The sequence below is a fragment of the Bradyrhizobium sp. CIR18 genome, assembly GCF_014198295.1.
Taxonomy (GTDB): Bacteria; Pseudomonadota; Alphaproteobacteria; order Rhizobiales; family Xanthobacteraceae; genus Bradyrhizobium.
On sequence record NZ_JACIHF010000017.1, the window covers coordinates 24174 to 46810 of the forward strand.

A 22637-nucleotide genomic window follows, 5' to 3' on the forward strand; every position below is an offset into this window, starting at 1 on the left:
GGGATTTCGGGACCGAACTTGCAATCTTGATGCCAGAATAGGCAGCGCGGCGCGTGCACCCGCCTGCGGGCTACAAGGACTTGTCGTCGCAGGGCCAAATCGCAGAATAAGTTTCTCTTTGGCATAGCCATTGCATACGATTGCATCAAAAATAGTCATCGAAGCCGGAAAAGGATTGAGGCGATGCTTACTAAGAAGAAGAACACGCGCGCGGCATTGATCGCGGTGCTCGCTCTAACGACGGTGGCTGCATGGCCGCGCGAGGCCAGTGCCGAAACCGTGCTGCGCATCGGCATGACCGCTGCCGATATTCCGCGCACGTTGGGCCAGCCGGATCAGGGTTTCGAAGGCAACCGCTTCACCGGCCTCACCATGTACGACGCGCTGACCGGCTGGGACCTGTCCTCCGCCGAGAAGGCGAGCGTGGTGATTCCCGGCCTTGCCACCGAGTGGAAGGTCGACGATGCCGACAAGACCAAGTGGGTTTTCAAGCTGCGCCCCGGCGTGACCTTCCATGATGGCTCCCCGTTCAATGCGGATGCCGTGGTGTGGAACGTCGAGAAGGTGTTGAAGCAGGACGCGCCGCAGTTCGACGCCAGCCAGGTCGGCGTCACGGCCTCGCGCATGCCGACGCTGGCTTCTGCGAAGAAGATCGACGACATGACGGTCGAGCTCACCACCAAGGAGCCCGACAGCTTCCTGCCGATCAACCTCACCAATTTGTTCATGGCGAGCCCGGCGAAGTGGCAGCATTTCTACGACAAGGCCGAAGGCGCCGACGCCAAGGCCAAATCGCAGGCGGCGTGGACGGCCTTCGCCAAGGACGCCGCAGGCACCGGCCCGTGGAAAATGGCGAGCTTCACGCCGCGCGAGCGGCTCGAGCTCGTGAAGAACGCGAGCTATTGGGACAAGGCGCGCGTGCCCAAGGTCGACAAGATGGTGCTGTTGCCGATGCCGGAGGCCAACGCACGCACCGCGGCGCTGCTCTCCGGGCAGGTCGACTGGGTCGAGGCGCCGGCTCCGGACGCGCTGCCCGAACTGAAGCAGCGCGGCTTCAAGCTCTACGCCAACGAGCAGCCGCATGTCTGGCCGTGGCAGTTCTCCCGCGTCGAGGGTTCGCCCTGGAACGACATCCGCGTGCGCAAGGCCGCCAACCTTTGCGTGGATCGCGAAGGCCTCAAGGACGGCCTGCTCGCCGGCCTGATGGTGCCGGCGACCGGCACCTTCGAGCCCGGCCATCCCTGGCGCGGCAAGCCGAGCTTCGAGATCAAGTATGACAAGGCGGCTGCGCAAAAGCTGATGCAGGAGGCCGGCTTCGGCCCCAACAAGAAGCTGACGGTGAAGACGCAGACCTCCGCCTCGGGTTCGGGCCAGATGCAGCCCTTGCCGATGAACGAGTATCTCCAGCAGGCCCTTGCCGAATGCTACTTCGATGTGCAGCTCGACGTCATCGAATGGAACACGCTGTTCACCAACTGGCGCCGCGGCGCCAAGGATCCCTCGGCCAACGGTTCGCACGCGACCAACGTGACCTATGCGGCGATGGATCCGTTCTTCGCGCTGGTGCGCTTCCTGCAATCGGGCATGGCGCCGCCGGTCTCGAACAATTGGGGTTTCATCAACAATCCCAAGTTCGACGAGCTGGTGAAGAAGGCGCGACAGACCTTCGATCCCGCCGCGCGTGACGCCGCGCTCGCCGAGCTGCACGCGGCCTCCGTCGACGATGCCGCCTTCCTGTACGTCGCCCACGACGTCGGCCCCCGCGCGATGAGCCCGAAGGTGACCGGCGTCGTGCAGCCGAAGAGCTGGTTCATCGACTTCTCGCTGGTGTCGATGAAGTAGTTCGCACCACACGAACAGTGCACCCTCTCCCCTTGTGGGAAAGGGTGGCTTCGCGACAGCGAAGCCGGGTGAGGGGTCTCTCTCCGCGAGTGGCCCTTTCCCTCATCCGATAACGCTGTATCCGCGGGTAGAACCCCTCATCCGGCGCCGGAGCCGAAGCTTCGCTTCGGCGTCGACTTAAAAACGGCCGCCGGAGGCGGCCTATGCCACCTTCTTCCACAAGGGGAGAAGGAAGAAAGAACCAAACGTGCTCGCCTATATCGCCAGACGCATCGTCTACGTCGTTCCGATCGTCATCAGCGTCGCGCTGGTGTGTTTTCTGCTCGTGCACATCACGCCGGGTGATCCGCTGGTCGCGGTGCTGCCGGCCGATGCCTCGCAGGAGCTCGCGGCGCAGCTGCGCGCGGCCTACGGTTTTGATCGGCCGCTGCCGGTGCAGTTCGGCTTGTGGCTGATGCGCGCGCTGCACGGCGATCTCGGCAATTCCATCGCGACGGGGCGCCCGGTGCTCGCCGAAGTCATGCGCGCCGTCAGCAATACCGTCACGCTGGCGATTGCCGCCGCCATCATCGGCTTCACCATGGGCATCCTGCTCGGCCTGATCGCCGGCTACTTCCGCGAGACCTGGATCGACAAGGTCGCGACGTCCTTTGCCATTGCGGGCGTCTCCGTGCCGCACTACTGGCTCGGCATGGTGATGGTCATCATCTTCTCGGTGCAGCTGAACTGGCTGCCCGCGGTCGGCGCCGGGCCCGGCGGCTCCGCCACCTGGGCCTGGGACTGGGCACACCTGCAATACCTCGTGCTGCCGGCGATCACGACATCGGTGATTCCCATGGGTATCGTCACCCGCACGGTGCGGGCGCTGACCGGCGACATCCTGAGCCAGGATTTCGTCGAGGCCTTGCGCGCCAAGGGGCTGCATGAGCGCGGCGTGTTCCGCCACGTCATCAAGAACGCCGCGCCCACCGCGCTCGCGGTAATGGGGCTGCAATTGGGTTACATGCTCGGCGGCTCGATTCTGATCGAGACCGTGTTCTCCTGGCCGGGCTCGGGCTTCCTGCTCAACTCGGCGATCTTCCAGCGCGATTTGCCGCTGCTGCAGGGCACGATCCTGATCCTGGCGCTATTCTTCGTCTTCCTCAATCTCATGGTCGACATCGCGCAAGCCGCGATCGATCCGCGCATCAAGCGGGGCTGATAATGAGTTCAGCTGTCGCCACGCAAAAGGTGCTCCCCCTCTCCCGCTTGCGGGGAAGGGGCGGGGTGGGGGTGTCTCCGCAATCGAGGACCCCCAAGAGGAGAGAACCCTCACCCGGCGCACGGGACGATGCTTCGCATCGCCCGGAGCGCCGACCTCTCCCGCAAGCGGGAGAGGTGCACCACCTCCTTGGCTCGCATCGATCGTACCAACGACTGGGAGCCAGCCAATGAGCGACCTTCCGTTGTCCGCCACCGCCGATGCCGCGCTGCAGGCCGCGCCGGCAACCAAGGCGCGGGGTTATTGGGCGACCGTCGTCCGCCGCATCCGGCGCGACAAGGTCAGCATGGCTTGCGCGCTGGTGCTGCTGCTGATCTTCCTCTCCGCGATCCTCGCGCCCTGGCTGGGTCTGGAAGATCCCTACAAGGGCTCCATGATCCGCCGCCTGCGCCACATCGGAACCGTTGGCTACCCGCTCGGCACCGACGAGCTCGGCCGCGACATGCTGGCGCGGCTGATCTATGGGGGGCGGCTGTCTCTGGTCATCGGCATCCTGCCCGTGATCCTCGCCTTCTGCATCGGCACCTCGCTCGGCCTCGTCGCCGGCTATGTCGGCGGCAGGCTCAACACCGCGATCATGCGCACGATCGACGTGTTCTACGCCTTTCCTTCGGTGCTGCTGGCGATCGCGATCTCCGGCGCGCTGGGGGCCGGCATCCTCAATTCCATCGTGTCGTTGACGGTCGTGTTCGTGCCGCAGATCACCCGCGTCGCCGAAAGCGTCACCACGGGCGTGCGCAACATGGACTTCGTCGAGGCCGCGCGTGCCTCGGGCGCTGGACCCATCACCATCATGCGCGTGCACATCCTCGGCAATGTGCTCGGCGCGATCTTCGTCTATGCGACGAGCCTGATCTCGGTCTCGATGATCCTGGCCGCCGGTCTTTCCTTCCTTGGCCTCGGCACCAAGCCGCCGGAGCCGGAATGGGGCCTGATGCTCAACACATTACGCACCGCGATCTACGTCAATCCCTGGGTCGCCGCATTGCCGGGCGCTATGATCTTCGCGGTCTCGATCTGCTTCAACCTGCTCTCGGACGGCCTGCGCAGCGCCATGGACATCAGGAACTAGGCCATGAGCGAAACCAACACGTCCGTCGAAATGTTGGAGCCGGTCGAAGACCGCGGCGGCGTCGCGCAGCCGCTGCTGCAGGTCAACGGGCTGACCAAGCACTTCCCTGTACGCGGCGGCCTGTTCGCCGCCAAACGCACCGTGCGCGCCGTTGACAACGTCTCCTTCGCCGTTGCCAAAGGCGAGACCGTCGGCATTGTCGGTGAATCCGGCTGCGGCAAGTCCACCACCGCGCGCCTGCTGATGCATCTGATGCCGCGCGACACCGGCGACATCATCTATGACGGCATGACCGTCGGTCAGTCGCTGTCGCTGCGTGAATTGCGCCGCGGCATGCAGATGGTGTTCCAGGACTCCTACGCTTCTCTCAACCCGCGCCTGACGATCGAGGAATCGATCGCCTTCGGCCCGAAGGTGCACGGCATGGCCGATGGCGCGGCACGCGCATTGGCGCGCGAGCTGCTCGGCAAGGTGGGCTTGCGCCCGGAGAACTTTGCCAACCGCTATCCGCACGAGATCTCCGGCGGCCAGCGCCAGCGCGTGAATATCGCACGCGCGCTGGCGCTGTCGCCGCGACTTGTGATTTTGGACGAAGCGGTCTCCGCGCTCGACAAATCCGTCGAGGCGCAGGTGCTCAACCTGCTCGCCGACCTCAAGCGCGAGTTCGGCCTCACCTATCTCTTCATCAGCCACGACCTCAACGTCGTGCGCTATATCAGTGACCGCGTGCTGGTGATGTATCTCGGCGAAGTCGTCGAGCTCGGCCCGGTCGACCAGGTCTGGGACAGTCCTGCGCATCCCTACACGCGCGCGCTCCTTGCGGCGATGCCGTCGTCCGACCCCGACCGGCGCACCGAGCAGCCGCCGATCACCGGCGATCCGCCCAATCCGATCGACCCGCCCCCGGGCTGCCGCTTCCACACCCGTTGCCCGTTTGCGGAGCCGCTCTGCGCAAATGCGACACCAAAGCTCACCGCGCTCGATAATATGGGCCACGAGACCGCGTGCTACATGGCGATTCCGGGTTCAGGCCATAGCCGCGCGCCCAGGGAGAAGACCGCATGACGAGACCGACACCGAAAGAGATCAAGCCCATCGCGCAAATCGCCGGCGTCCCCGTGGACGACGAGATCGCGACGCGTATCTCCAATTCCATCGGGCCTGCCTTCGAAGGCTTCGCAGCCATTGCCGGCACGCTGCCGTTCGACCTCGAGCCCGCGCTCTATCCGATTGCGCAGACGCAGAAGGTGTCGAAATGAGCGCTGAGCCTGCATTGATGACGCTCACCGAGGTCGCGCGCGCGATCGCGATGAAGCAGCTGTCCTCGCAAGAGGCGACGCGCGCGCTGCTGCAGCGCGTCGCGCAGTGGCAGCCGCATCTCAACGCCTTCATGTCGATCGAGGCCGAGGCTGCATTGAAAGCGGCGGAGGCCGCCGATTCCGAGCTCGCCAAGGGCAATGTCCGTGGTCCCCTGCATGGCGTGCCGCTCGCGCACAAGGACATGTATTACGATGCCGGCCACGTCGCGACCTGCGGCTCGCTGATCCGCCGCGATTTCGTGCCGACCGTGACCTCCACGGCGTTGCAGCGGTTGAAGGACGCCGGCCAGGTCCGCCTCGGCACGCTGCATCTGGCCGAATTCGCCTATGGCCCGACCGGGCATAACGCCCATTACGGTCCGGTGCGCAATCCCTGGAACGTCGCGCACATCACCGGCGGCTCGTCGTCGGGCTCCGGCTCGGCGGTGGCCGCGCGGCTGACCTATGCGGCGCTCGGCTCCGACACCGGCGGCTCGATCCGCATGCCCGCGCATTTCTGCGGCGTCACGGGATTGAAGACCACGGTCGGTCGCGTCAGCCGGGCCGGCGCGATGCCGCTATCGCAGTCGCTCGACACCGTCGGCCCTCTCGCCCGCACCGCCGAGGATTGTGCGCTGCTGCTGGCGCTGATGGCCGGCGCGGACCCTGCGGACTCCACCTGCAGCCACGAGCCGCTGTCGGACTATGTCGGCGCGACCAAGGGCTCGCTGAAGGGCCTGAAGATCGGCGTGCCCAGCTCGTTCTATGTCGACGATCTCGACAGCGAGGTCGCGCGCGTGCTGGACGAGACCATCGCCCTGCTCAAGCGCGAGGGCGCCGACATCGTCACGGTTGAGCTGCCGGACCAGCGCCAATTGTCCTCGGCGAGCCAGCTCGTGCTCGCCGCCGAAGCTGCCGCCTTCCACAAGCGCTGGATGATCGAGCGTCCGCAGGATTATGGCCCGCAGGTCCTGATGCGGCTGCAGAACGGTCTCGCCGTTCCCGCCATCACCTATCTCGAGGCAATGCGCTGGCGCGGCCCCGCGCTCGCTGCGCACCATGCGGCCACCGCCGGCGTCGATGCGGTGGTCGCACCGGCGTCGCCCGTGCCGGCGCCGACGATCGAAGAGAGCGATGTCGGCGGCGGGCCGAACGCACCGGCCATGGTGCAGCGGCTAACGCTGTTCACCCGCCCGGTCAACTTCCTCGGCCTGCCGTCGCTTACCGTGCCCTCAGGCTTCACGAAAAGCGGCCTGCCGGTCGGCATGCAGCTGATCGGCCGCTCCTTCGACGAAGCGACCCTGCTCACCATCGGCGCCGCCTTCCAGCGCGTCACCGACTATCACGATCGATTGCCGAAACTGCCGTCATGACAAAGCTCGTCGAGATTTCAGGCCTCAACATCCGTTTCACCGGGGAGCGTACGGTTTATGCCGTGAACGATCTCAGTCTCTCGCTGGGTAACAGTGAGGTATTGGGCCTGCTCGGCGAGTCCGGTTCGGGCAAGAGCGTGACACTGCGTGCGCTGATGCGGCTGTTGCCGAAGAAGCGCACGCAGATTTCCGGCGCCGTCAACGTCATGGGCCGCGACGTGCTCGCCATGAACGACGAGGAGCTGTCGTCCTTCCGCGGCCAGACCGTGTCGATGATCTTCCAGGAGCCGGCATTGGCGCTGGATCCGGTCTACACCATCGGTGCGCAGATCGCCGAAAGCGTCGTGCGCCACGAGGGCAAAAGCTACGCTGAGGGCAGGGCACGCGCGCTCGAAATGCTCGAGGTCGTGCGCATTCCCTCCGCAAAACGCCGGCTCGACGCCTATCCGCACGAGATGTCCGGCGGCATGCGTCAGCGTGCCATGATCGCGCTGGCGCTCGCCTGCCGGCCAAAAATCCTGCTCGCGGACGAGCCGACCACCGCGCTCGATGCCACCGTGCAGATCCAGATCCTGCTGCTGCTGCGCGAGCTGCAGCGCGAGTTCGGCATGTCCGTCATCTTCGTCACCCACGATATCGGCGTCGCCATCGAGATCTGCGACCGTGTCGCGGTGATGTATGCCGGCCAGATCGTGGAGCAGGGCACGCTTCGCGACATCGTCCGCAGCCCGGTGCATCCCTATGCCAAGGGCCTGCTCGCCTCGACGATTCACGGCGCCAAGCGTGGCGCCCGGCTCGAAACCATCCCCGGCACGCCGCCCTCGCTGGCCGAGAAACCCCACAACTGCTCCTTCGCTCCGCGCTGCGCCGTGGCGCAGCCCCGTTGCCTGGAGCAATTGCCTGCCAATGTGCCGGTCGGGCCGGGCCGGGCGGCGCGATGTGTGCTGGCGGAGCAGGCGGCGGCGCTGTCATAATATTCGAGCGGCGCTGCAGCAGCGCTCCTTCCTTTGAAATTCCTCCATGGCAACACCTAGTTGTCACAGTTCACCGGGGACCGCAGGCAAGAGCCGTTCTACTTTGCATGGGGTTGTTTTCGACTTTTTGCCGGAGCGGGTGAAGCGGGTAGCATTCACACCCCATTCATCCCGGTTCCCGTTCCATGCGGCCGTTCATGGAGAGGGACCAGACTTATGTACATTTCCAACGAAGGCCTGCTCGTAATTCTGTTCGTCGGCCTGGTGGCCGGCTGGCTCGCCGGCAAGGTGGTGCGCGGAACGGGGTTCGGGATCATCGGCGACATCGTGGTCGGCATCGCCGGCGCGCTGGTGGCGAGCTTCCTGTTTCCGAAGCTCGGCATTCGCCTCGGCACGGGCCTGGTCTCGGAGATCGTCTATTCCGCCATCGGCGCGGTCATCCTGCTGCTGGTGGTGCGGCTGGTGCGGGGCGGCGGCCGGTTCTAGCAACCGCCCGGTTCGATCGATCGGAACTAGCCGCCTCTCCAGGACCGGGGAGGCGGCGGCGGCCACTGCACCAAAAAGCCGCAAAGACTGTGAATTACCGGACTTGCGTGCGGGGCCATCAGGGGTAGATGTGGGCCATCGGGATTTTGGATGAACCCGGCTGCGTTGGACGCAGCGCGAACATGATGTTAATCCGGGGCGAGTATCCTGAATTGCCCGTGAAATCAGGGGCCTTGGCCCCCACCTGAAAGAGATCAGACTGATGGCAGCCGGTCCTGGCGTCCGCCGTTCAGAACTCGGTGACGCCTTGCGCGCTTGTCGCACGGCGTTCGTCGGCGTCGGCTTGATGAGCTGCATGATCAACCTGCTCTATTTGACCGGGTCGATCTTCATGCTGGAGGTGTACGACCGGGTACTGCCGAGCCGCAGCGTCCCGACCCTGGTCGGCCTGATCATCCTCGCCAGCTTCCTCTACATGGCGCAGGGTGTGCTCGACATGATCCGCAACCGGATCCTGGGGCGGATCGGCACCGCGCTCGATGAAGCCCTCAACAAGCGCGTGTTCGACACCATCGTGCGCCTGCCGCTGCTGGTCGGCAGCCGCAACGAAGGCCTCCAGCCGCTGCGCGATCTCGACAACGTCCGCTCCTTCCTCGGCGGCATGGGCCCGAGCGCGTTCTTCGACCTGCCCTGGCTGCCGCTCTATCTCGCCATCTGCTTCGCCTTCCACGTCATGATCGGCGTCACCGCCCTGGCCGGCGCCATCATCCTGGTCGGGCTGACGCTGGTCACCGAGTTCATGTCCCGCCAGCCGGCGCGCGAGGCGATGGGGCTTGCCGCCCAGCGCAACGATCTCGCCCAGGCCAGCCGCCGCAACGCCGAAGTCATGGTGGCGATGGGCATGGCCGGCCGGATGAACCAGCGCTGGAGCGAGGCCAACGAAAAATATCTCGCCGGCAATCAGCGCGCGAGCGACGTCGCCGGTGGTCTCGGCGCGGTCGCAAAGGTGCTGCGCATGATGCTGCAATCGGCCGTGCTGGCGGTCGGCGCCTATCTCGTCATCCACCAGGAGGCGACCGCCGGCATCATCATTGCCGGCTCGATCCTGTCCGCCCGCGCGCTCGCGCCGGTCGATCTCGCCATTGCGCACTGGAAATCCTTCGTCGCGGCGCGCCAGAGCTGGCACCGCCTCACGCGCCTGCTGGAGCAGATGCCGGCACAGACGATGCCGACCCAGCTGCAGGCGCCCACGAGCCGGCTCTCGGTCGAAGGCGTCGCAATGGTGCCGCCCGGCGACCAGCGCCTCATCGTGCAGGACATCACCTTCGCGCTCGCCGCGGGCAACGGCCTCGGCGTGATCGGCCCGAGCGGCTCCGGCAAGTCGTCGCTGATCCGCGCGCTGGTCGGGGTCTGGCAGCCGGTGCGCGGCAAGGTGCGGCTCGACGGCGCGGCGCTCGATCAATGGTCGTCCGACATGCTCGGCCGGCACATCGGCTATCTGCCGCAGGACGTCGAATTGTTCGGCGGCACCATCGCCCAGAACATCAGCCGGTTCGATCCCGAGGCGACATCCGAGGGCATCATCGCGGCGGCGAAAGAGGCCGGCGTGCACGAGATGATCATCAAGATGCGCGAGGGCTACAACACGCAAGTCGGCGAGCAGGGCACGGCGCTTTCCGCCGGCCAGGCGCAGCGCGTGGCGCTGGCGCGCGCACTCTATGGCAACCCCTTCCTGATCGTGCTCGACGAGCCCAACTCCAACCTCGACACCGAAGGCGACGAGGCGTTGACCCGCGCCGTCCGCGCCGCCCGCGAGCGCGGCGCCATCGTCGTCGTGGTCGCGCACCGCCCGATCGGCGTCGAGGCGGTCGACCAGGTCCTGGTACTGCGCGACGGCCGCATGCAGGCGTTCGGACCCAAGGAGCAGGTGCTCGCCCAGGTTCTGCAGCCGCGTGTGACGCCGCCGGCCCCGATCAAGATCGTCAGCGAAGGCGGAGTTGCCAAGCCATGAGCACGATGGCCATCGGCGGCCCGAAGCCGGCCGCGAACAAGACCGTACGCGAATCCATCAAGTTTCACCTGATCCTCGGCTTCGTGATCGTGCTGGTCCTTGTCGTCGGTCTCGGCGGCTGGGCCTCGACCGTGCTGATCTCGGGTGCGCTGATCGCGCCGGGCCAGATCGTGGTCGAATCCAACGTCAAGAAGGTGCAGCATCCGACCGGCGGCGTGGTCGGCGAGGTGCGCGCCCGCGACGGCGACCTGGTCAAGGCCGGCGATATCGTGGTGCGGCTCGACGACACCGTCACCAAGGCCAACCTTGCCATCGTCACCAAGAATCTCGACGCCGCGCAGGCGCGTGCGGCGCGCTTGCAGGCCGAGCAGCGCGGGGTCGACAGGATCGAATTTCCGCCATCCCTGCTCGAGCGCGCCAGCGATCCCGACGTCAAGCTGCTGCTCTCCGCCGAAACCAAGCTGTTCGACGTCCGTGTCAATGGCCGCACCGGACAGAAGGCCCAGCTTCGCGAGCGCATTACGCAGCTCAACGAGGAGATCGCGGGCCTCAGCGCCCAGGAGAAGGCCAAGGATCAGGAGATCGCGCTGGTGCAGAACGAGCTCACCGGCGTGCGCGAGCTCTACGACAAGCGTCTGGTGCAGATATCGCGCCTGACCCAGCTCGAACGCGACTCGGCCCGTCTCAACGGCGAACGCGCGCAATACATCGCTTCGCGCGCCCAGGCCAAGGGCAAGATCACCGAGACCGAGCTGCAGATCATCCAGGTCGACAAGGACGTTGTGAGCGAGGTCTCCAAGGATCTGCGCGAGACCAACGACAAGATCGGCGAGCTGATCGAGCGCAAGGTCGCCGCCGAAGACCAGCTTCGCCGCATCGACATCCGCGCGCCGCAGGACGGCATGGTGCTGCAATCCACGGTGCACACGGTCGGCGGCGTCATCACCGCCGGCGACGCGCTCATGCTGATCGTGCCGCAGGCCGACGATCTCCAGGTCGAGGCCAAGGTCAATCCGGTCGACATCGACAAGCTCCAGATCGGCCAGAAGACGCTGCTGCGCCTCTCCGCCTTCAATCAACGCACCACGCCGGAGCTCAACGGCCTCGTCAGCCGTGTCTCACCCGACGTCACCACCGACCAGCGCACCGGCCAGAGCTACTACACCATCCGCGTCTCGATGCCGGCCGAGGAGATCGCTCGTCTCGGCGAGGTCAAGATGATCCCGGGCATGCCGGTGGAAGCCTTCGTCCAGACCGGCGACCGCACCATGCTGTCCTATCTGATGAAGCCGCTGCACGACCAGCTGATGCGGGCGTTCCGGGAGAAGTGACGCGCGAAAGCGCGTCATCCCGGAGCGCGCTTAGCGCGCATCCGGGATCTCGTGCGGCACACGCGGTCTCGTAGGGTGGGCAAAGGCGCAACGCGCCGTGCCCACCATCTTTCCCACGAACAAGTTGGTGGGCACGCTTCCGCCTTCGCTCTTCGAGCTACGGCGGACAAGTCGCTTTGCCCACCCTACGGCACCGCCTTCTTTGCTATAGTTCGACTCAAAGCCCCAGCAACCCGGCGGTCGAACAATGCAATCCCCATCCTCCATCGCCACCGAATCTTTCTCCGACGCCTCCCTCGCCGTCGCGCGGCTCGAAGAGATCTATGAGCGCAACACCAAGTTCCTGCGCGACCGGTTCGAGGCCTATGTCGGCGGCGAAGCGATCACGACGCGGGTGCGCGCCTATTATCCCTTCGTCCGCCTCACCACCGCGACGCATGCGCGGCTGGATTCGCGTCTCGCCTACGGCTTCGTCGCCGGGCCCGGCGTGCATGAAACCAGCGTGACGCGGCCGGATTTGTTCCGGAGCTATCTTATCGAGCAGATCGGCCTCCTGATCCAGAATCACGGCGTGCCCGTCGAGATCGGCGAGTCCGCCGAGCCGATCCCGATCCACTTCGCCTATCGCCGCGACATCAACATCGAAGCTGCGATCACCACGAGCGAGAATTCCCCTGTCGCGCGATCGCTGCGCGACGCCTTCGACGTGCCCGATCTCGCCACCATGGACGATTCGATTGCCGACGGCACCTTCGAGCTTCGGCCGGGCGCGCCCGAGCCGCTGTCGCTGTTCCGTGCTGCCCGCGTCGATTACTCGCTGCGCCGGCTCTATCACTACACCGGCACCGACCCCGAACATTTCCAGAATTTTGTCATTTTCACCAACTACCAGTTCTATGTCGACGCCTTCGCGCAGCTCTGTCAGCAGCGGCTCCAGTCGAGTGAGGCCGGCCTTGAAGCCTTTGTCGCGCCGGGCAATGTCATCACGCGCAGCGGCGGCGCAACCGGTGGCGTTGCGCCCGCGCGCATGCCGCAGATGCCGGCCTTCCACCTGGTCATGCCGGACTACCGCGGCATCACGCTGATCAACATCGGCACTGGTCCGTCCAACGCGCGCAACGTCACCGACCATGTCGCGGTGCTGCGCCCGCATGCCTGGCTGATGCTCGGCCATTGCGCGGGCCTGCGCAACACGCAGCGGCTCGGCGATTACGTGCTCGCGCACGGCTATGTGCGCGAGGACCATGTGCTCGATCGCGAGCTGCCATTGTGGGTCCCGATCCCCGCGTTGGCCGAGATGCAGGTCGCGCTGGAAGAGGCGGTTGAGGACGTTACCGGCCTCGAAGGTTTCGAGCTCAAGCGCCTGATGCGCACGGGGACGGTGGCAAGCGTCGACAACCGCAATTGGGAGATCTCCGGGCCCGAGGTGATCCGACGCATGTCGCAGTCGCGCGCGGTCGCGCTCGACATGGAATCGGCCGCGATCGCCGCCAACGGCTATCGCTTCCGCGTTCCCTACGGCACGCTGCTTTGCGTCTCCGACAAGCCGCTGCACGGCGAGATCAAGCTCGCGGGCATGGCCAGCGAATTCTACCGCCGCCGCGTCGGCCAGCATCTCGAGATCGGCCTGAAGGCGCTGGAACGGCTCAAGCAGCAGGAATCGGAGCGGCTGCATTCGCGAAAGCTGCGCAGCTTTGCCGAGGTGGCCTTCCAGTAAAGGACACTGGAACTGTCGTACGCATGCTGACGCCTCCGTGAGCGCAGCGTCCCGGAATATTGCCGCCGAGGCAGGGTTATCAATTGGTCCGGGGCCGCTTGAAACACAGGAGGCAGACATGAGCGCAGCGATGATCAGGCGCGTCGTGTTCGGTACGTTCGCGGCAGCCCTATTGTGCTCGCCGGCATTTGCCGCGGGCGGAGGCGGCGGTGGCGGAGGCGGCGGTGGCGGAGGCGGGGGCGGCGCCAGTTCCACGGATCCGTACGCCGGTGCTTATTCGGATCAGAGGTTGCAGCCGACCTATCCGAAGCGCCCGGGCGCCAAGGCAACCCAGAAAGGCAAGAAGCCGAACAATCAGTCCAGCATCGGCGATCCCGCATTCGCGGCCGGCTACCGCGTGGCCTATGACACGATCTAAGAGCGCAACGACTACGCGGCCGCGATCGCGCAAATTGAAGTCGCTCGGGCATGACGACCATCCGAACGTCGCTAACCTCATCGGCTATTCCTATCGCAAGCTCGGCGACTACGAGCAATCGCAGGTCTGGTATGAGCGCGCATTGAAGGCCGATCCGAACCACGTGCTGACGTGGCAATATTACGGGCTGTGGCAGCTCGAGCGGGGCAATCGCGAGCAGGCGCTTTATCATTTGAGCCGGATTGCCTCCATCTGCGGGACCGGTTGCGAGGAGTATCGGTCGCTGGCCGCGGCGCTCGACAGGCCGACCGGCACGGCGCTCGTCTACTGAAGCTGGAGAGCAGCTGGTTCGTCGAGCCGCTGCTGATGGGCGTCGGATGACCGCCACGTCCTTCGGCGCGGATAGTGACAAGGCGTCAGATTTTCAGCATTGTCCCGTTCGGGGGCGCGAACGGGACAATTGGATGCCGCTGACGCGCGACAAGATCATCGGCCATGACCTCGAACGGCTGGCCTTTCGCTTCACCATGCTGAGCGGCGACGAGGTCGTGCAGTGCCAGATCAGCGACGCCGCGATGGACGAGCTCGCGGGCATGCAGGGCACCGAAAGCAGTGCGCGGCAGGCGCAGTTCTTGTCGTTGCGTGAGACCATCGAGCGGATCGCGTCAGATCTCTACGACGAAGCACCGCGATTCCAGGGATATGTGGTGCGGATCTTCATGCGGCATCTGGGGCGGTGATGCCACATACTCCGGTGTCATCGCCCGCGCAGGCGGGCGATCCAGTACTCCGAGACAGTTGTGATTAAATCGATGGGCCGCGGCGTACTGGATGCCCCGCTTCCGCGGGGCATGACAGCGGTATCTGCGGCGAGACTATTCTTACTCATTCGAGAAGCAGCTCACCGCTCCAATTTCCTCAACAACAGTTTCAGCGCCGTCGCCGCGAACATTTGCATGTTGCCGAGCCGGTCGTTGTTGCCGGTCTCCAGCGTCATGACCTCCGCCACAGGTCCGCTCACCGCCATGCAGCTATGTCCGGCGGCGTCGCCGTAGCGGTTGCCGGTGGGGCCGGCTGCGCCGGTCTCGGACAGGCCCCAGTCGCTGCCAAAGCGCGTTCGCATCTGCTCCGCCAGCAGTTGCGCATAGGGCTCCGACGAGGAGCGAAAGCCCTTCATGCCTTCGTCCGAAATATCCATCAGCACGCGCCGGGCATCGCGGGTGTAGACGACCGCGCCGCCGAGGAAATAGGCGGACGCGCCGGGCACCGCGAGCAGGCTGGCCGCGATCAGGCCGCCGGTCGAAGATTCCGCAACAGCAATGGTCTGTTTGCGCGCGATCAGTTTGGCTGCGACCTGTTCCGCAATGCCGACGAGCTCTTTCATTCCGCACCCCTCATTCCTTCGCAACCGAGCTCAGCCTTCCTAGCATATGACAGGACGCTTGGCTGAGTTGCGGGCGACGGGCAGGCCTGCTTGAATGGCGGGTACAAGAAGAGACATGCGAGGGAACGTGAGAAGGGAGACGTCATGGCGTCCCTGATCGCCGGCGGGGTGGATTGCGACGTGCATCCGGCCGTGCCGCATCTGACCAGCCTGCTGCCGTACCTGAACGACTATTGGCGCGATCAGGTGACGACGCGCGGCATGGTCGACCTTATCTCGCAATCCTATCCTCAGAGTTCACCGATTACGGCGCGGCCAGACTGGCGCCCCGAAATTGGAAAACCCGGCGAAAGCCTGGAGGACATGCAGCGCCATGTGTTCGATGCTTTTAAGCTCGAGCATGCCATCTGCAATCCGCTCTACGGCGTGCAGATGGTGTTTTCGGAAGATTTGCAGGCCGCCTTCTGCCGTGCGCTGAACGACTGGTTGGCGCACGAGTGGCTCGACCGCGACAAGAGGCTGCGCGGCTCGATCGTGATCCCGACGCAAAGCGTCGAGAAGGCCGTGGCCGAAATCGAGCGCTGCGCGCTGGACAAGCGCTTCGTCCAGGTGCTGATGCTGGTGATGGGCGACACGCCGCTCGGCAAGCGCGCGCTGTGGCCGATCTATGAAGCCGCGGAACGGCTGGAACTACCCGTCGGCATTCACGCGGGTTCCGCCTATCACAATCCGCCGACCGCCGTGGGATGGGGTTCCTACCACATCGAGGATTATGTGGGGCAGGCCCAGGCGTTCCAGACCCAGCTCACCAGTCTGATCGTCGAGGGCGTGTTCGCCAAATATCCGCGCCTGAAAATGGTGATGCTGGAATCCGGCGTCTCCTGGATCTCTCCCTATCTCTGGCGCCTGCACAAGTTCTGGCGCGGGGTGCGGATGGAGACGCCTTGGGTCGACCGCGCGCCGCTGGATATTGTGCGCAGCAACATCCGTTTCTCCTTACAGCCATTTGATGCGCCGCCAGACGAGGCGACATTAATTCGCCTGTTTGATCATATGCAGTCCGACGAATTGGTCCTATTCTCCACGGACTATCCGCACTGGCAGTTCGACGGCCAGGACGCGCTGCCCGAAGGTCTCACCCCCGATCTCGTGCGCAAGATCATGATCGAAAATCCACATGCGACCTATCCCCGCCTGAAATGAGCCCGCTGCCAAAGGAGGCAAGGCGATGAATATCCAATTCCGCGAGAGCCAAGAAGCCGCTTCCCCACTGACCGTCAAAACCGCGATCGCGGACTGCGACATCCATCCGGCACGCGCCACCCGCACCGAGCTTTATCCTTATCTCGCCAAACGTTGGCAGCATCATCTCGAAGTCTACGGCGTCCATGCCTATCAGGGCATGATGGAAGGCCCGCCCTATCCGAAGGCCCAGCCCAACGCCTCGCGCCGCGATGCCTATCCGCCCGAAGGCGGCCCGCAGGGCTCCTCGCTGTCCTTCATGCAGAAGCAGCTGCTCGATCCCAACAACGTGCAGCTGGGCGTGCTCAATCCACTCAACACCGGGCAGGGCATCCGCAATCACGAACTCTCGGCCGCTTTGTGTTCGGCGATCAACGACTGGCAGATCGACAAATGGACCAGCAAGGACAAGCGGCTCAAAGCCTCGATCGTCGTCGGCAATGAGGACGGGCTGTCGGCCGCCGCCGAAATCCGCGAGCGCGCCGGCGACAAGAACTTCGTGCAGGTGCTGCTGCTCAGCCGCAATGTCGAGCCGCTCGGCCAGCGCCGTTACTGGCCGATCTACCAGGCCGCGGAGGAAGCCGGCCTTCCCGTCGGCGTCCACGCCTTCGGCTTCGGCGGCAATCCGATTACGCCGTCCGGCTGGCCGTCCTATTACATCGAGGAGATGGTGGGGCACTCGCAATGCCAGCAATCGGCGCTGGCGAGTCTCGTGCTGGAGGGGGTGTTCGAGCGCTTCCCGAAACTGAAGATGGTGATGATCGAGGCTGGCTTCGGCTGGGCGCCGTCGCTGGCCTGGCGGCTCGACAAGACCTGGCAGCGCCTGCGCAGCGAGGTGCCGCATGTGAAGCGGCCGCCGTCGGAATATATCCGCGAGCAGGTATGGTGGACGACGCAGCCGATGGAGGATCCTGAAAGCCGCGAGGATCTGTTCGATGTCATCAACTGGATCGGCTGGGATCGCCTGTTGTTTGCCACCGACTATCCGCATTGGGACTATGACGAGCCCTCCCGCGTCTTGCCTCCAGGCGTCAGCGAGGCCAATCGCGAGGCGTTCTATCTCGGCAATGCGCGCGCGCTGTACGGGATTGGTTGATGGCGCGGCATGTGATCGCGCCGGTCGATGAACTGCCGCCGGGGACGCGAAAATTTCTGGAGATCGACGGGCGGCCGATCGCGGTCTTCAACATCAAGGGCGAATATTTCGGCCTGATGAACCGTTGCCCGCATCAGGGCGCGGCGCTGTGCGAGGGCCCGCTGATCGGTCTTGCGCAGTCGAAGGAGCCCGGCGAGATCGAATACACCAGGCTCGGCGAGATCATCCGCTGCCCCTGGCACGGCTGGGAGTTCGACATCCGCACCGGCCAGTCCTATTGCGATCCCCGCCGCTTCCGCGTGAAGGCCTATCCGGCCCATGTCGAGCCGGGCGCGAGCGTGGTGAAGGGGCCATATGTGGCCGAGACGATCCCGGTGAAAGTCGAGAGCGATTACGTGGTGGTGGAGCTGTAGCCCCTTCTCTTTACCCTCCCCTGGAGGGGGAGGGTCGATCGCGCGGAGCGCGAGCGGGGTGGGGTGATCTCTCCCCAGGGGCAGCGTTCGATGCGGAGGGACCTTCACCCCACCCCGTCTCACGTTATCGCTGCGCTCAATGTGAGCCGACCCTCCCCCTCCAGGGAGGGTAAGAGGCGGCGATGATCGAAGCGACCATCAACGCCCCGCCACAGGCTCGGCCACCGCATCATATGTCGGCACCGCCTTGCCGCCGCCGCGGTACACCGTCGAGGCCGCGATGATGCCGAGCAGTGCAGCGAGCATCAGCCAGAAGCCGGGCGAGGCCTTGTCGCCGGTATGCTCGATCAGCAAGGTCGAGGCGAACGGCGTGAAGGTGCCGAACAGGGCGGCGGCGAGCGCGAAGGCGAGCGAGAAGCAGGTGGTGCGCACATGCGCCGGCACGATCTCGACCAGCGCGCCGAGCATGGTGCCGCTGTAGACGCCGAAATAGAACGAGAACATCATCTCGACCGCGAGCAGCTTGCCGAAGCTCGGGGCCGTCACCAGCCAGTGCAGCGCCGGGTAGGCGGTGACGAGCGACATGCAGGCGATCGCGATCAGCACCGGCTTGCGGCCGATCCGGTCGGACAGCGCGCCGCCGACCGGGTTCCAGAAGAAGTTGGTCACGGCGACGAGCAACGTGACCAGCAACGCGTCCTGCGTCGACAGCTTCAGCACGGTCTTGCCGAAGGTCGGCGTGTAGACGGTGACGAAGTAAAATGTCGTCGTGGTCAGGATCGCGATCATCATGCCGAGGATGACGATGCGCCAGTTGGCGAGCGCGGAGGCGAACACCTCGCTGGCCGTCGGATGCTTTTTCATGGCGAGGAAGGCCGGCGTCTCCTCCAGCGTCCGCCGCAGGACAAAGATCAGGGGGATGATCAGGCAGCCCACGAAGAAGGGAATGCGCCAGCCCCAGGCGGCGACGGTGTCGGCCGGCATCACCTCCGAAAGGATGTAGCCGAGGATCGAGGCGACGAAGATCGCGACCTGCTGGCTCGACGACTGGAAGGAGGTGTAGAAACCTCGATTGCCCGGGGTGGAGATCTCCGAGAGATAGACCGACACGCCGCCGAGCTCGACGCCGGCGGAGAAGCCCTGCAGCAGACGTCCGACCAGCACGATGATGGGCGCGGCGATGCCGATGGTCGCATAGCTCGGGCAGAATGCGATCACGACGGTGCCGAAGGCCATGATGGCGAGCGTGACGATCAAGCCCTGGCGGCGGCCGATGCGGTCGATGTAAGCGCCGAGCACGATCGCGCCGACCGGCCGCATCAACGCGCCGAGCCAGAACACGCCGAAGGTGTTGAGCAGCGATGCGGTCTCATCGGAGGAGGGGAAGAACGCCTTGCCGATCGCGGCGGCATAGAAGCCGAACAGGAAGAAGTCGAACTGCTCGAGAAAATTGCCTGACGTGGCGCGCAGGATGGCGCCGATGCGCGATTTGATCGCGGGTGGATTGGTCGATGCGGCTGGTCCAGCCATGGCGTTGCTCCCTTTGGAAAGGTCTGGCCGGACCGGGAAATCATCCCACGGCAAGGCGACAGAGACTGCGACAATCTGCCACGCCTCTTCCCGCGCGAGGCTGGGCGAGTCAATCCGTTTTGCGGAGGAAGCTGCTGATTTTTCAGGCCTTATTTTGCGTTGCAGCAATCAGCCATTGGCGGAATGCGGTCAGCTTCGGTGCTTCGCGGCGCCCCTCGGGCGCGACCAGGTAGAAGCCGGCGTCGGCCGGCAGCGCGATCTTGAAGGGCACCACGAGGCGGCCCTTGGCGATGTCGTCCTGGACGTAGGAGGTCCGTCCCATCGCGACGCCAATGCCGTCGATCGCGGCCTGGATGGTCATGAAGATCATGTCGAAGGTGATACCGGGGTGCCTCGCGATGTCGGCCGGCAGGCCTGCCGCGGTCAGCCAAAGCCGCCAATCGTCGCTGTTGGCGCTTGAGGTGTGCAGCAGCGGATGGTTTCCCAAGTCTTCGGGCCGGCGCAGTGGCTTGTCGCCACGCAATAGCGACGGACTGCACACCGGAAACAGCTCATCCGCCATCAGCCAGTCGGCGCGCAGGCCCGGCCATTGACCGCGGCCGTAGCGGATCGCGGCATCGACATTGTCGCGTTGGAAGTCGACGAAGCTGGTCGAGGTGGTGATACGAACGTCGATGCCGGGATGCTGCTCCTGGAAATCCGTCAGCCGCGGCAACAGCCATTTTGCGGCGAGCGAGGCCAGCGTCGAGACCGTCAGCACCTTGTCGTCGTCCTTGCGCAGCAACCGGTCGGTCGCAAGCCGGAGGTCGTTGAAGGCGGCGCGAACGCCGGGCAGGTAATCGCGCGCCTCCGGGGTCAGGGCCAGCGCACGGTTCTGCCGGATGAACAGGCGGATGCCGAGCTCCTCCTCGAGCCTTCGGATCTGATGGCTGATCGCGGTCTGCGTCACGTTCAGCTCGGCCGCCGCCAGCGTGAAGCTGAGATGGCGCGCGGCGGCCTCAAACGCCCGCAATCCGTTCAGGGACGGCAATCTGGCAGTCATTTGGCAGCAGGATACATGACGTTAATTCATGCGAAAAGGTACAAATTGTCGTTTGTCGCACTGCACCAGGAAGCAGATATTAGCGGTCAACTTAGCTCAAGGAGCTGAAAATGTCTACTTTGGCTGACAATTCGATGACAAATCATCATGCGCCCGGCCTGGTCCAGCAGATCGGCGAGACCCTCCACGTCTGGCACGAGCGCTACCGTAACAGGCGCGAACTCACCCAATGGACCGCCCGCGACCTTCAGGACGTCGGGTTGTCCTGGAGTGACATCGCCTGCGAGGCCGACAAACCCTTCTGGCGGGCCTGATTGGCCGCCAGGCCGGCGCCGCCTGACTGTGGGGCGCCGGCGGTCCCTTTTGTCCCGAGCATGTGTCATGACCGCTCTTCGCCTGGAAGATTTGAAGCAATATTCGGACACGCTGCGCACCCGGCAGGGCGAGGCGCTCAATGTCCGCTTCGTCGAGCCGCGCGATACCGACGAGCTTCAGCACTATTTCCGCTCGCTCTCGACCCGCTCCCGCTACAACCGTTTCTTCGGCGCGATCAGCGAGCTGCCGAACGGACTGCTGCACGACTTCCTTCAGATCGGCGAGCGCGAACGTTTCACCGTGGTCGCGACCATGATGGTCGACGGCTTCGAGACCATCGTCGCCGAGGCGCGCTATGCGCTGCAGGCCGAAACCGCGACGCTCGAATTCGGCCTGTCGGTTCATGATCGCTGGCAGGGCCACGGCATCGCCACGGCGCTTTTGAAGAATCTCGAATGCCGCGCGGCCGCGCTTGGCGCCGAGCACATCTTTGGCGACACGCTACGCTCCAACGAGGCCATGGTCTCGCTCGCCCGCAAATCCGGTTTCGCCTTCGTCAATCACCCTGATGATTGGAAGCTGGTGCGCTTCGACAAGGAGATCAGCGTCGCGGCAAAGGATATCCCCTGCGCGAGCTGGCGCCTTGCCGCCCTTTCCCGTCAGGCCGAAAGCCCCTCAGCCTCGGTTTGACATCACTGCAAGCCCGGCCTGGCATAGCCAGAGCCGGGCGTTTTTTTTGCTTGCAGATCCGTCATCCTGAGGTGCGAGACGCGCGGCGCAACGCGACGCGCGGGGAGCCTCGAAGGATGAGCGGCCCCTCTGCATCCCCGGTGTCGGACTTCGCGCAGCAACAGTCGGGCCGTCGCCCTTCGAGGGCCGCTGAAGAAGCGGCCACCTCAGGGTGACGGTCATAGATCTTCGAACGCTGCTACTTCCCCGTGAACACCGCTTTCCGCTTCTCGATGAACGCCTGCACTGCCTCCTTGTGATCGGCGGTCGTGGTAAGGCGGATCAGCCGTTCGGCTTCGTGGTCGCGCGCGGTTTCGAAGTCGAACAGCACGGCTTCGTCGAGATTATCCTTCATGTAGCGCAGCGCGAGGCGCGGGCCTTCGGCGAGCGATTTGGCCAGCGCGAAGGCCTCGGCTTGCAATTTGTCATCGGGCACGACGCGGTTGACGAGGCCGATGGCCTCCGCGCGCGCGGCATCGACACGGTCGCCGGTGAACATCAGCTCGCGCGCCCGTGCGGTGCCGACGAGGCGGGTGAGCAGCCAGGCGATGCCGTAGTCACCGCTTAGCGCGATGCGGGCGTAGCCGGTGGCGACGAAGGCCGATTGCGCGGCGATGCGGATATCACAGGCCATGGCGATGGCGAGTCCGGCGCCGACCGCGGGCCCGGGCAGGGCGGCGATGGTCGGCTTGCGCACCGATACCAGCGCGCCGGTGAGCAGCCGTTGCCGTTCCTGCAGATCGGCGATGCGATCTTCCAGCGGCATCTCGAGCTTTGCTTTGTCGCGATGGGCACCCATGCCCTTGACGTTGCCGCCGGCGCAGAACGCTTCGCCCGCGCCGGTGATCAGCAGCGCGCCGACGCCGGGATTCTCGCCGCAGCTGCGGATCATCGTGCGCAGCGCCGGTGTCAGCGCATCCGACAGCGAATTGCGCGCGTCCGGCCGGTTCAGCGTGATGACAGCGACGCGGTCGCGGATGACGCAGAGGAGCTCGTTGGTGCCGGTGTCGATGGTGGTTTCGCTGCTCATTATTCCTCCCCGCTCTCGTAGGGTGGGCAAAGCGAAGCGTGCCCACCATTGCTTTTCGCGCCGAGATGGTGGG

At 65.0% G+C, this 22637-nt stretch carries 21 protein-coding genes and 1 pseudogene; 18 read left to right on the forward strand and 4 right to left on the reverse strand.

Going from position 1 to position 22637, the window contains the following annotated elements:
• Window positions 1–183: 183 nt before the first annotated feature.
• The 13 genes and pseudogenes from GGD65_RS34055 to GGD65_RS34115 all read left to right on the forward strand — a co-directional run bounded on the left by GGD65_RS34055 (window position 184) and on the right by GGD65_RS34115 (window position 14523).
• Complete coding sequence (locus GGD65_RS34055) at window positions 184–1842, forward strand: ABC transporter substrate-binding protein (protein WP_183238093.1); 1659 nt, start codon at window positions 184–186, stop codon at window positions 1840–1842.
• Window positions 1843–2089: 247 nt separating this feature from the next.
• Window positions 2090–3043 (forward strand): ABC transporter permease, encoded by a 954-nt coding sequence (locus GGD65_RS34060; RefSeq protein ID WP_018321356.1) that lies wholly within the window; start codon window positions 2090–2092, stop codon window positions 3041–3043.
• 229 nt (window positions 3044–3272) lie between these two features.
• Window positions 3273–4175 carry an ABC transporter permease gene (locus GGD65_RS34065; RefSeq protein ID WP_183238094.1) on the forward strand — a complete coding sequence of 301 codons (903 nt, stop codon included), beginning with the start codon at window positions 3273–3275 and terminating at the stop codon, window positions 4173–4175.
• Between the two features lie 3 nt (window positions 4176–4178).
• Entirely contained in the window at window positions 4179–5240 is a 1062-nt protein-coding gene (locus GGD65_RS34070) for an ABC transporter ATP-binding protein (protein WP_183238095.1), read from the forward strand.
• Entirely contained in the window at window positions 5237–5434 is a 198-nt protein-coding gene (locus GGD65_RS34075) for a hypothetical protein (RefSeq protein WP_018321359.1), read from the forward strand. The genes GGD65_RS34070 and GGD65_RS34075 overlap by 4 nt, the downstream gene beginning before the upstream one ends.
• Window positions 5431–6846, forward strand: a complete 1416-nt coding sequence (locus tag GGD65_RS34080) for an amidase (protein ID WP_183238096.1) — start codon at window positions 5431–5433, stop codon at window positions 6844–6846. The genes GGD65_RS34075 and GGD65_RS34080 overlap by 4 nt, the downstream gene beginning before the upstream one ends.
• Window positions 6843–7820, forward strand: a complete 978-nt coding sequence (locus tag GGD65_RS34085; protein WP_018321361.1) for an ABC transporter ATP-binding protein — start codon at window positions 6843–6845, stop codon at window positions 7818–7820. The genes GGD65_RS34080 and GGD65_RS34085 overlap by 4 nt, the downstream gene beginning before the upstream one ends.
• A gap of 216 nt (window positions 7821–8036) precedes the next feature.
• On the forward strand, window positions 8037–8306 hold the full coding sequence (locus GGD65_RS34090; protein WP_018321362.1) for a GlsB/YeaQ/YmgE family stress response membrane protein: 270 nt from the start codon (window positions 8037–8039) through the stop codon (window positions 8304–8306).
• Between the two features lie 262 nt (window positions 8307–8568).
• Entirely contained in the window at window positions 8569–10317 is a 1749-nt protein-coding gene (locus GGD65_RS34095; RefSeq protein WP_018321363.1) for a type I secretion system permease/ATPase, read from the forward strand.
• Complete coding sequence (locus GGD65_RS34100; protein ID WP_018321364.1) at window positions 10314–11648, forward strand: HlyD family type I secretion periplasmic adaptor subunit; 1335 nt, start codon at window positions 10314–10316, stop codon at window positions 11646–11648. Before GGD65_RS34095 ends, GGD65_RS34100 begins: the two co-directional genes overlap by 4 nt.
• 247 nt (window positions 11649–11895) lie before the next feature.
• Window positions 11896–13365 carry an AMP nucleosidase gene (locus GGD65_RS34105; protein WP_183238097.1) on the forward strand — a complete coding sequence of 490 codons (1470 nt, stop codon included), beginning with the start codon at window positions 11896–11898 and terminating at the stop codon, window positions 13363–13365.
• 118 nt (window positions 13366–13483) lie between these two features.
• Window positions 13484–14114 (forward strand): annotated as a pseudogene (locus tag GGD65_RS34110) (tetratricopeptide repeat protein).
• A 133-nt stretch (window positions 14115–14247) separates the two neighbouring features.
• Window positions 14248–14523, forward strand: a complete 276-nt coding sequence (locus tag GGD65_RS34115) for a DUF1488 family protein (protein WP_020508771.1) — start codon at window positions 14248–14250, stop codon at window positions 14521–14523.
• A gap of 161 nt (window positions 14524–14684) precedes the next feature.
• On the opposite strand, the gene GGD65_RS34120 is transcribed toward GGD65_RS34115, so the two are convergent.
• The gene (locus GGD65_RS34120; RefSeq protein WP_183238098.1) at window positions 14685–15167 is read right to left on the reverse strand and encodes a CinA family protein; all 483 of its coding nucleotides are present in this window, start codon (window positions 15165–15167) and stop codon (window positions 14685–14687) included.
• 144 nt (window positions 15168–15311) lie between these two features.
• On the opposite strand from GGD65_RS34120, the gene GGD65_RS34125 reads away from it, so the two are divergent.
• The 3 genes from GGD65_RS34125 to GGD65_RS34135 are packed head-to-tail and all read left to right on the forward strand — an operon-like array spanning window position 15312 to window position 17918.
• Window positions 15312–16370 carry an amidohydrolase family protein gene (locus tag GGD65_RS34125; RefSeq protein WP_183238099.1) on the forward strand — a complete coding sequence of 353 codons (1059 nt, stop codon included), beginning with the start codon at window positions 15312–15314 and terminating at the stop codon, window positions 16368–16370.
• 25 nt (window positions 16371–16395) lie between these two features.
• Window positions 16396–17505 (forward strand): amidohydrolase family protein, encoded by a 1110-nt coding sequence (locus GGD65_RS34130; protein ID WP_018321370.1) that lies wholly within the window; start codon window positions 16396–16398, stop codon window positions 17503–17505.
• Window positions 17505–17918, forward strand: coding sequence for a Rieske (2Fe-2S) protein (locus GGD65_RS34135; protein WP_018321371.1), 414 nt, complete (start codon window positions 17505–17507; stop codon window positions 17916–17918). The genes GGD65_RS34130 and GGD65_RS34135 overlap by 1 nt, the downstream gene beginning before the upstream one ends.
• A 198-nt stretch (window positions 17919–18116) precedes the next feature.
• On the opposite strand, the gene GGD65_RS34140 is transcribed toward GGD65_RS34135, so the two are convergent.
• Window positions 18117–19448 (reverse strand): MFS transporter, encoded by a 1332-nt coding sequence (locus GGD65_RS34140; RefSeq protein WP_018321372.1) that lies wholly within the window; start codon window positions 19446–19448, stop codon window positions 18117–18119.
• A gap of 142 nt (window positions 19449–19590) precedes the next feature.
• Entirely contained in the window at window positions 19591–20490 is a 900-nt protein-coding gene (locus GGD65_RS34145) for a transcriptional regulator GcvA (protein WP_018321373.1), read from the reverse strand.
• A 110-nt stretch (window positions 20491–20600) separates the two neighbouring features.
• Between GGD65_RS34145 and GGD65_RS34150 the strand changes: the two genes are divergently transcribed.
• Together GGD65_RS34150 and GGD65_RS34155 are read left to right on the forward strand one after the other, a co-directional pair.
• Window positions 20601–20804, forward strand: coding sequence for a DUF1127 domain-containing protein (locus tag GGD65_RS34150; protein ID WP_183238100.1), 204 nt, complete (start codon window positions 20601–20603; stop codon window positions 20802–20804).
• 67 nt (window positions 20805–20871) lie between these two features.
• Window positions 20872–21495, forward strand: a complete 624-nt coding sequence (locus GGD65_RS34155) for a GNAT family N-acetyltransferase (RefSeq protein WP_018321375.1) — start codon at window positions 20872–20874, stop codon at window positions 21493–21495.
• Window positions 21496–21733: 238 nt separating this feature from the next.
• Here the strand turns inward: GGD65_RS34155 and GGD65_RS34160 are convergent, their stop codons facing one another.
• Entirely contained in the window at window positions 21734–22564 is an 831-nt protein-coding gene (locus GGD65_RS34160) for an enoyl-CoA hydratase (protein WP_183238101.1), read from the reverse strand.
• Window positions 22565–22637: the final 73 nt, after the last annotated feature.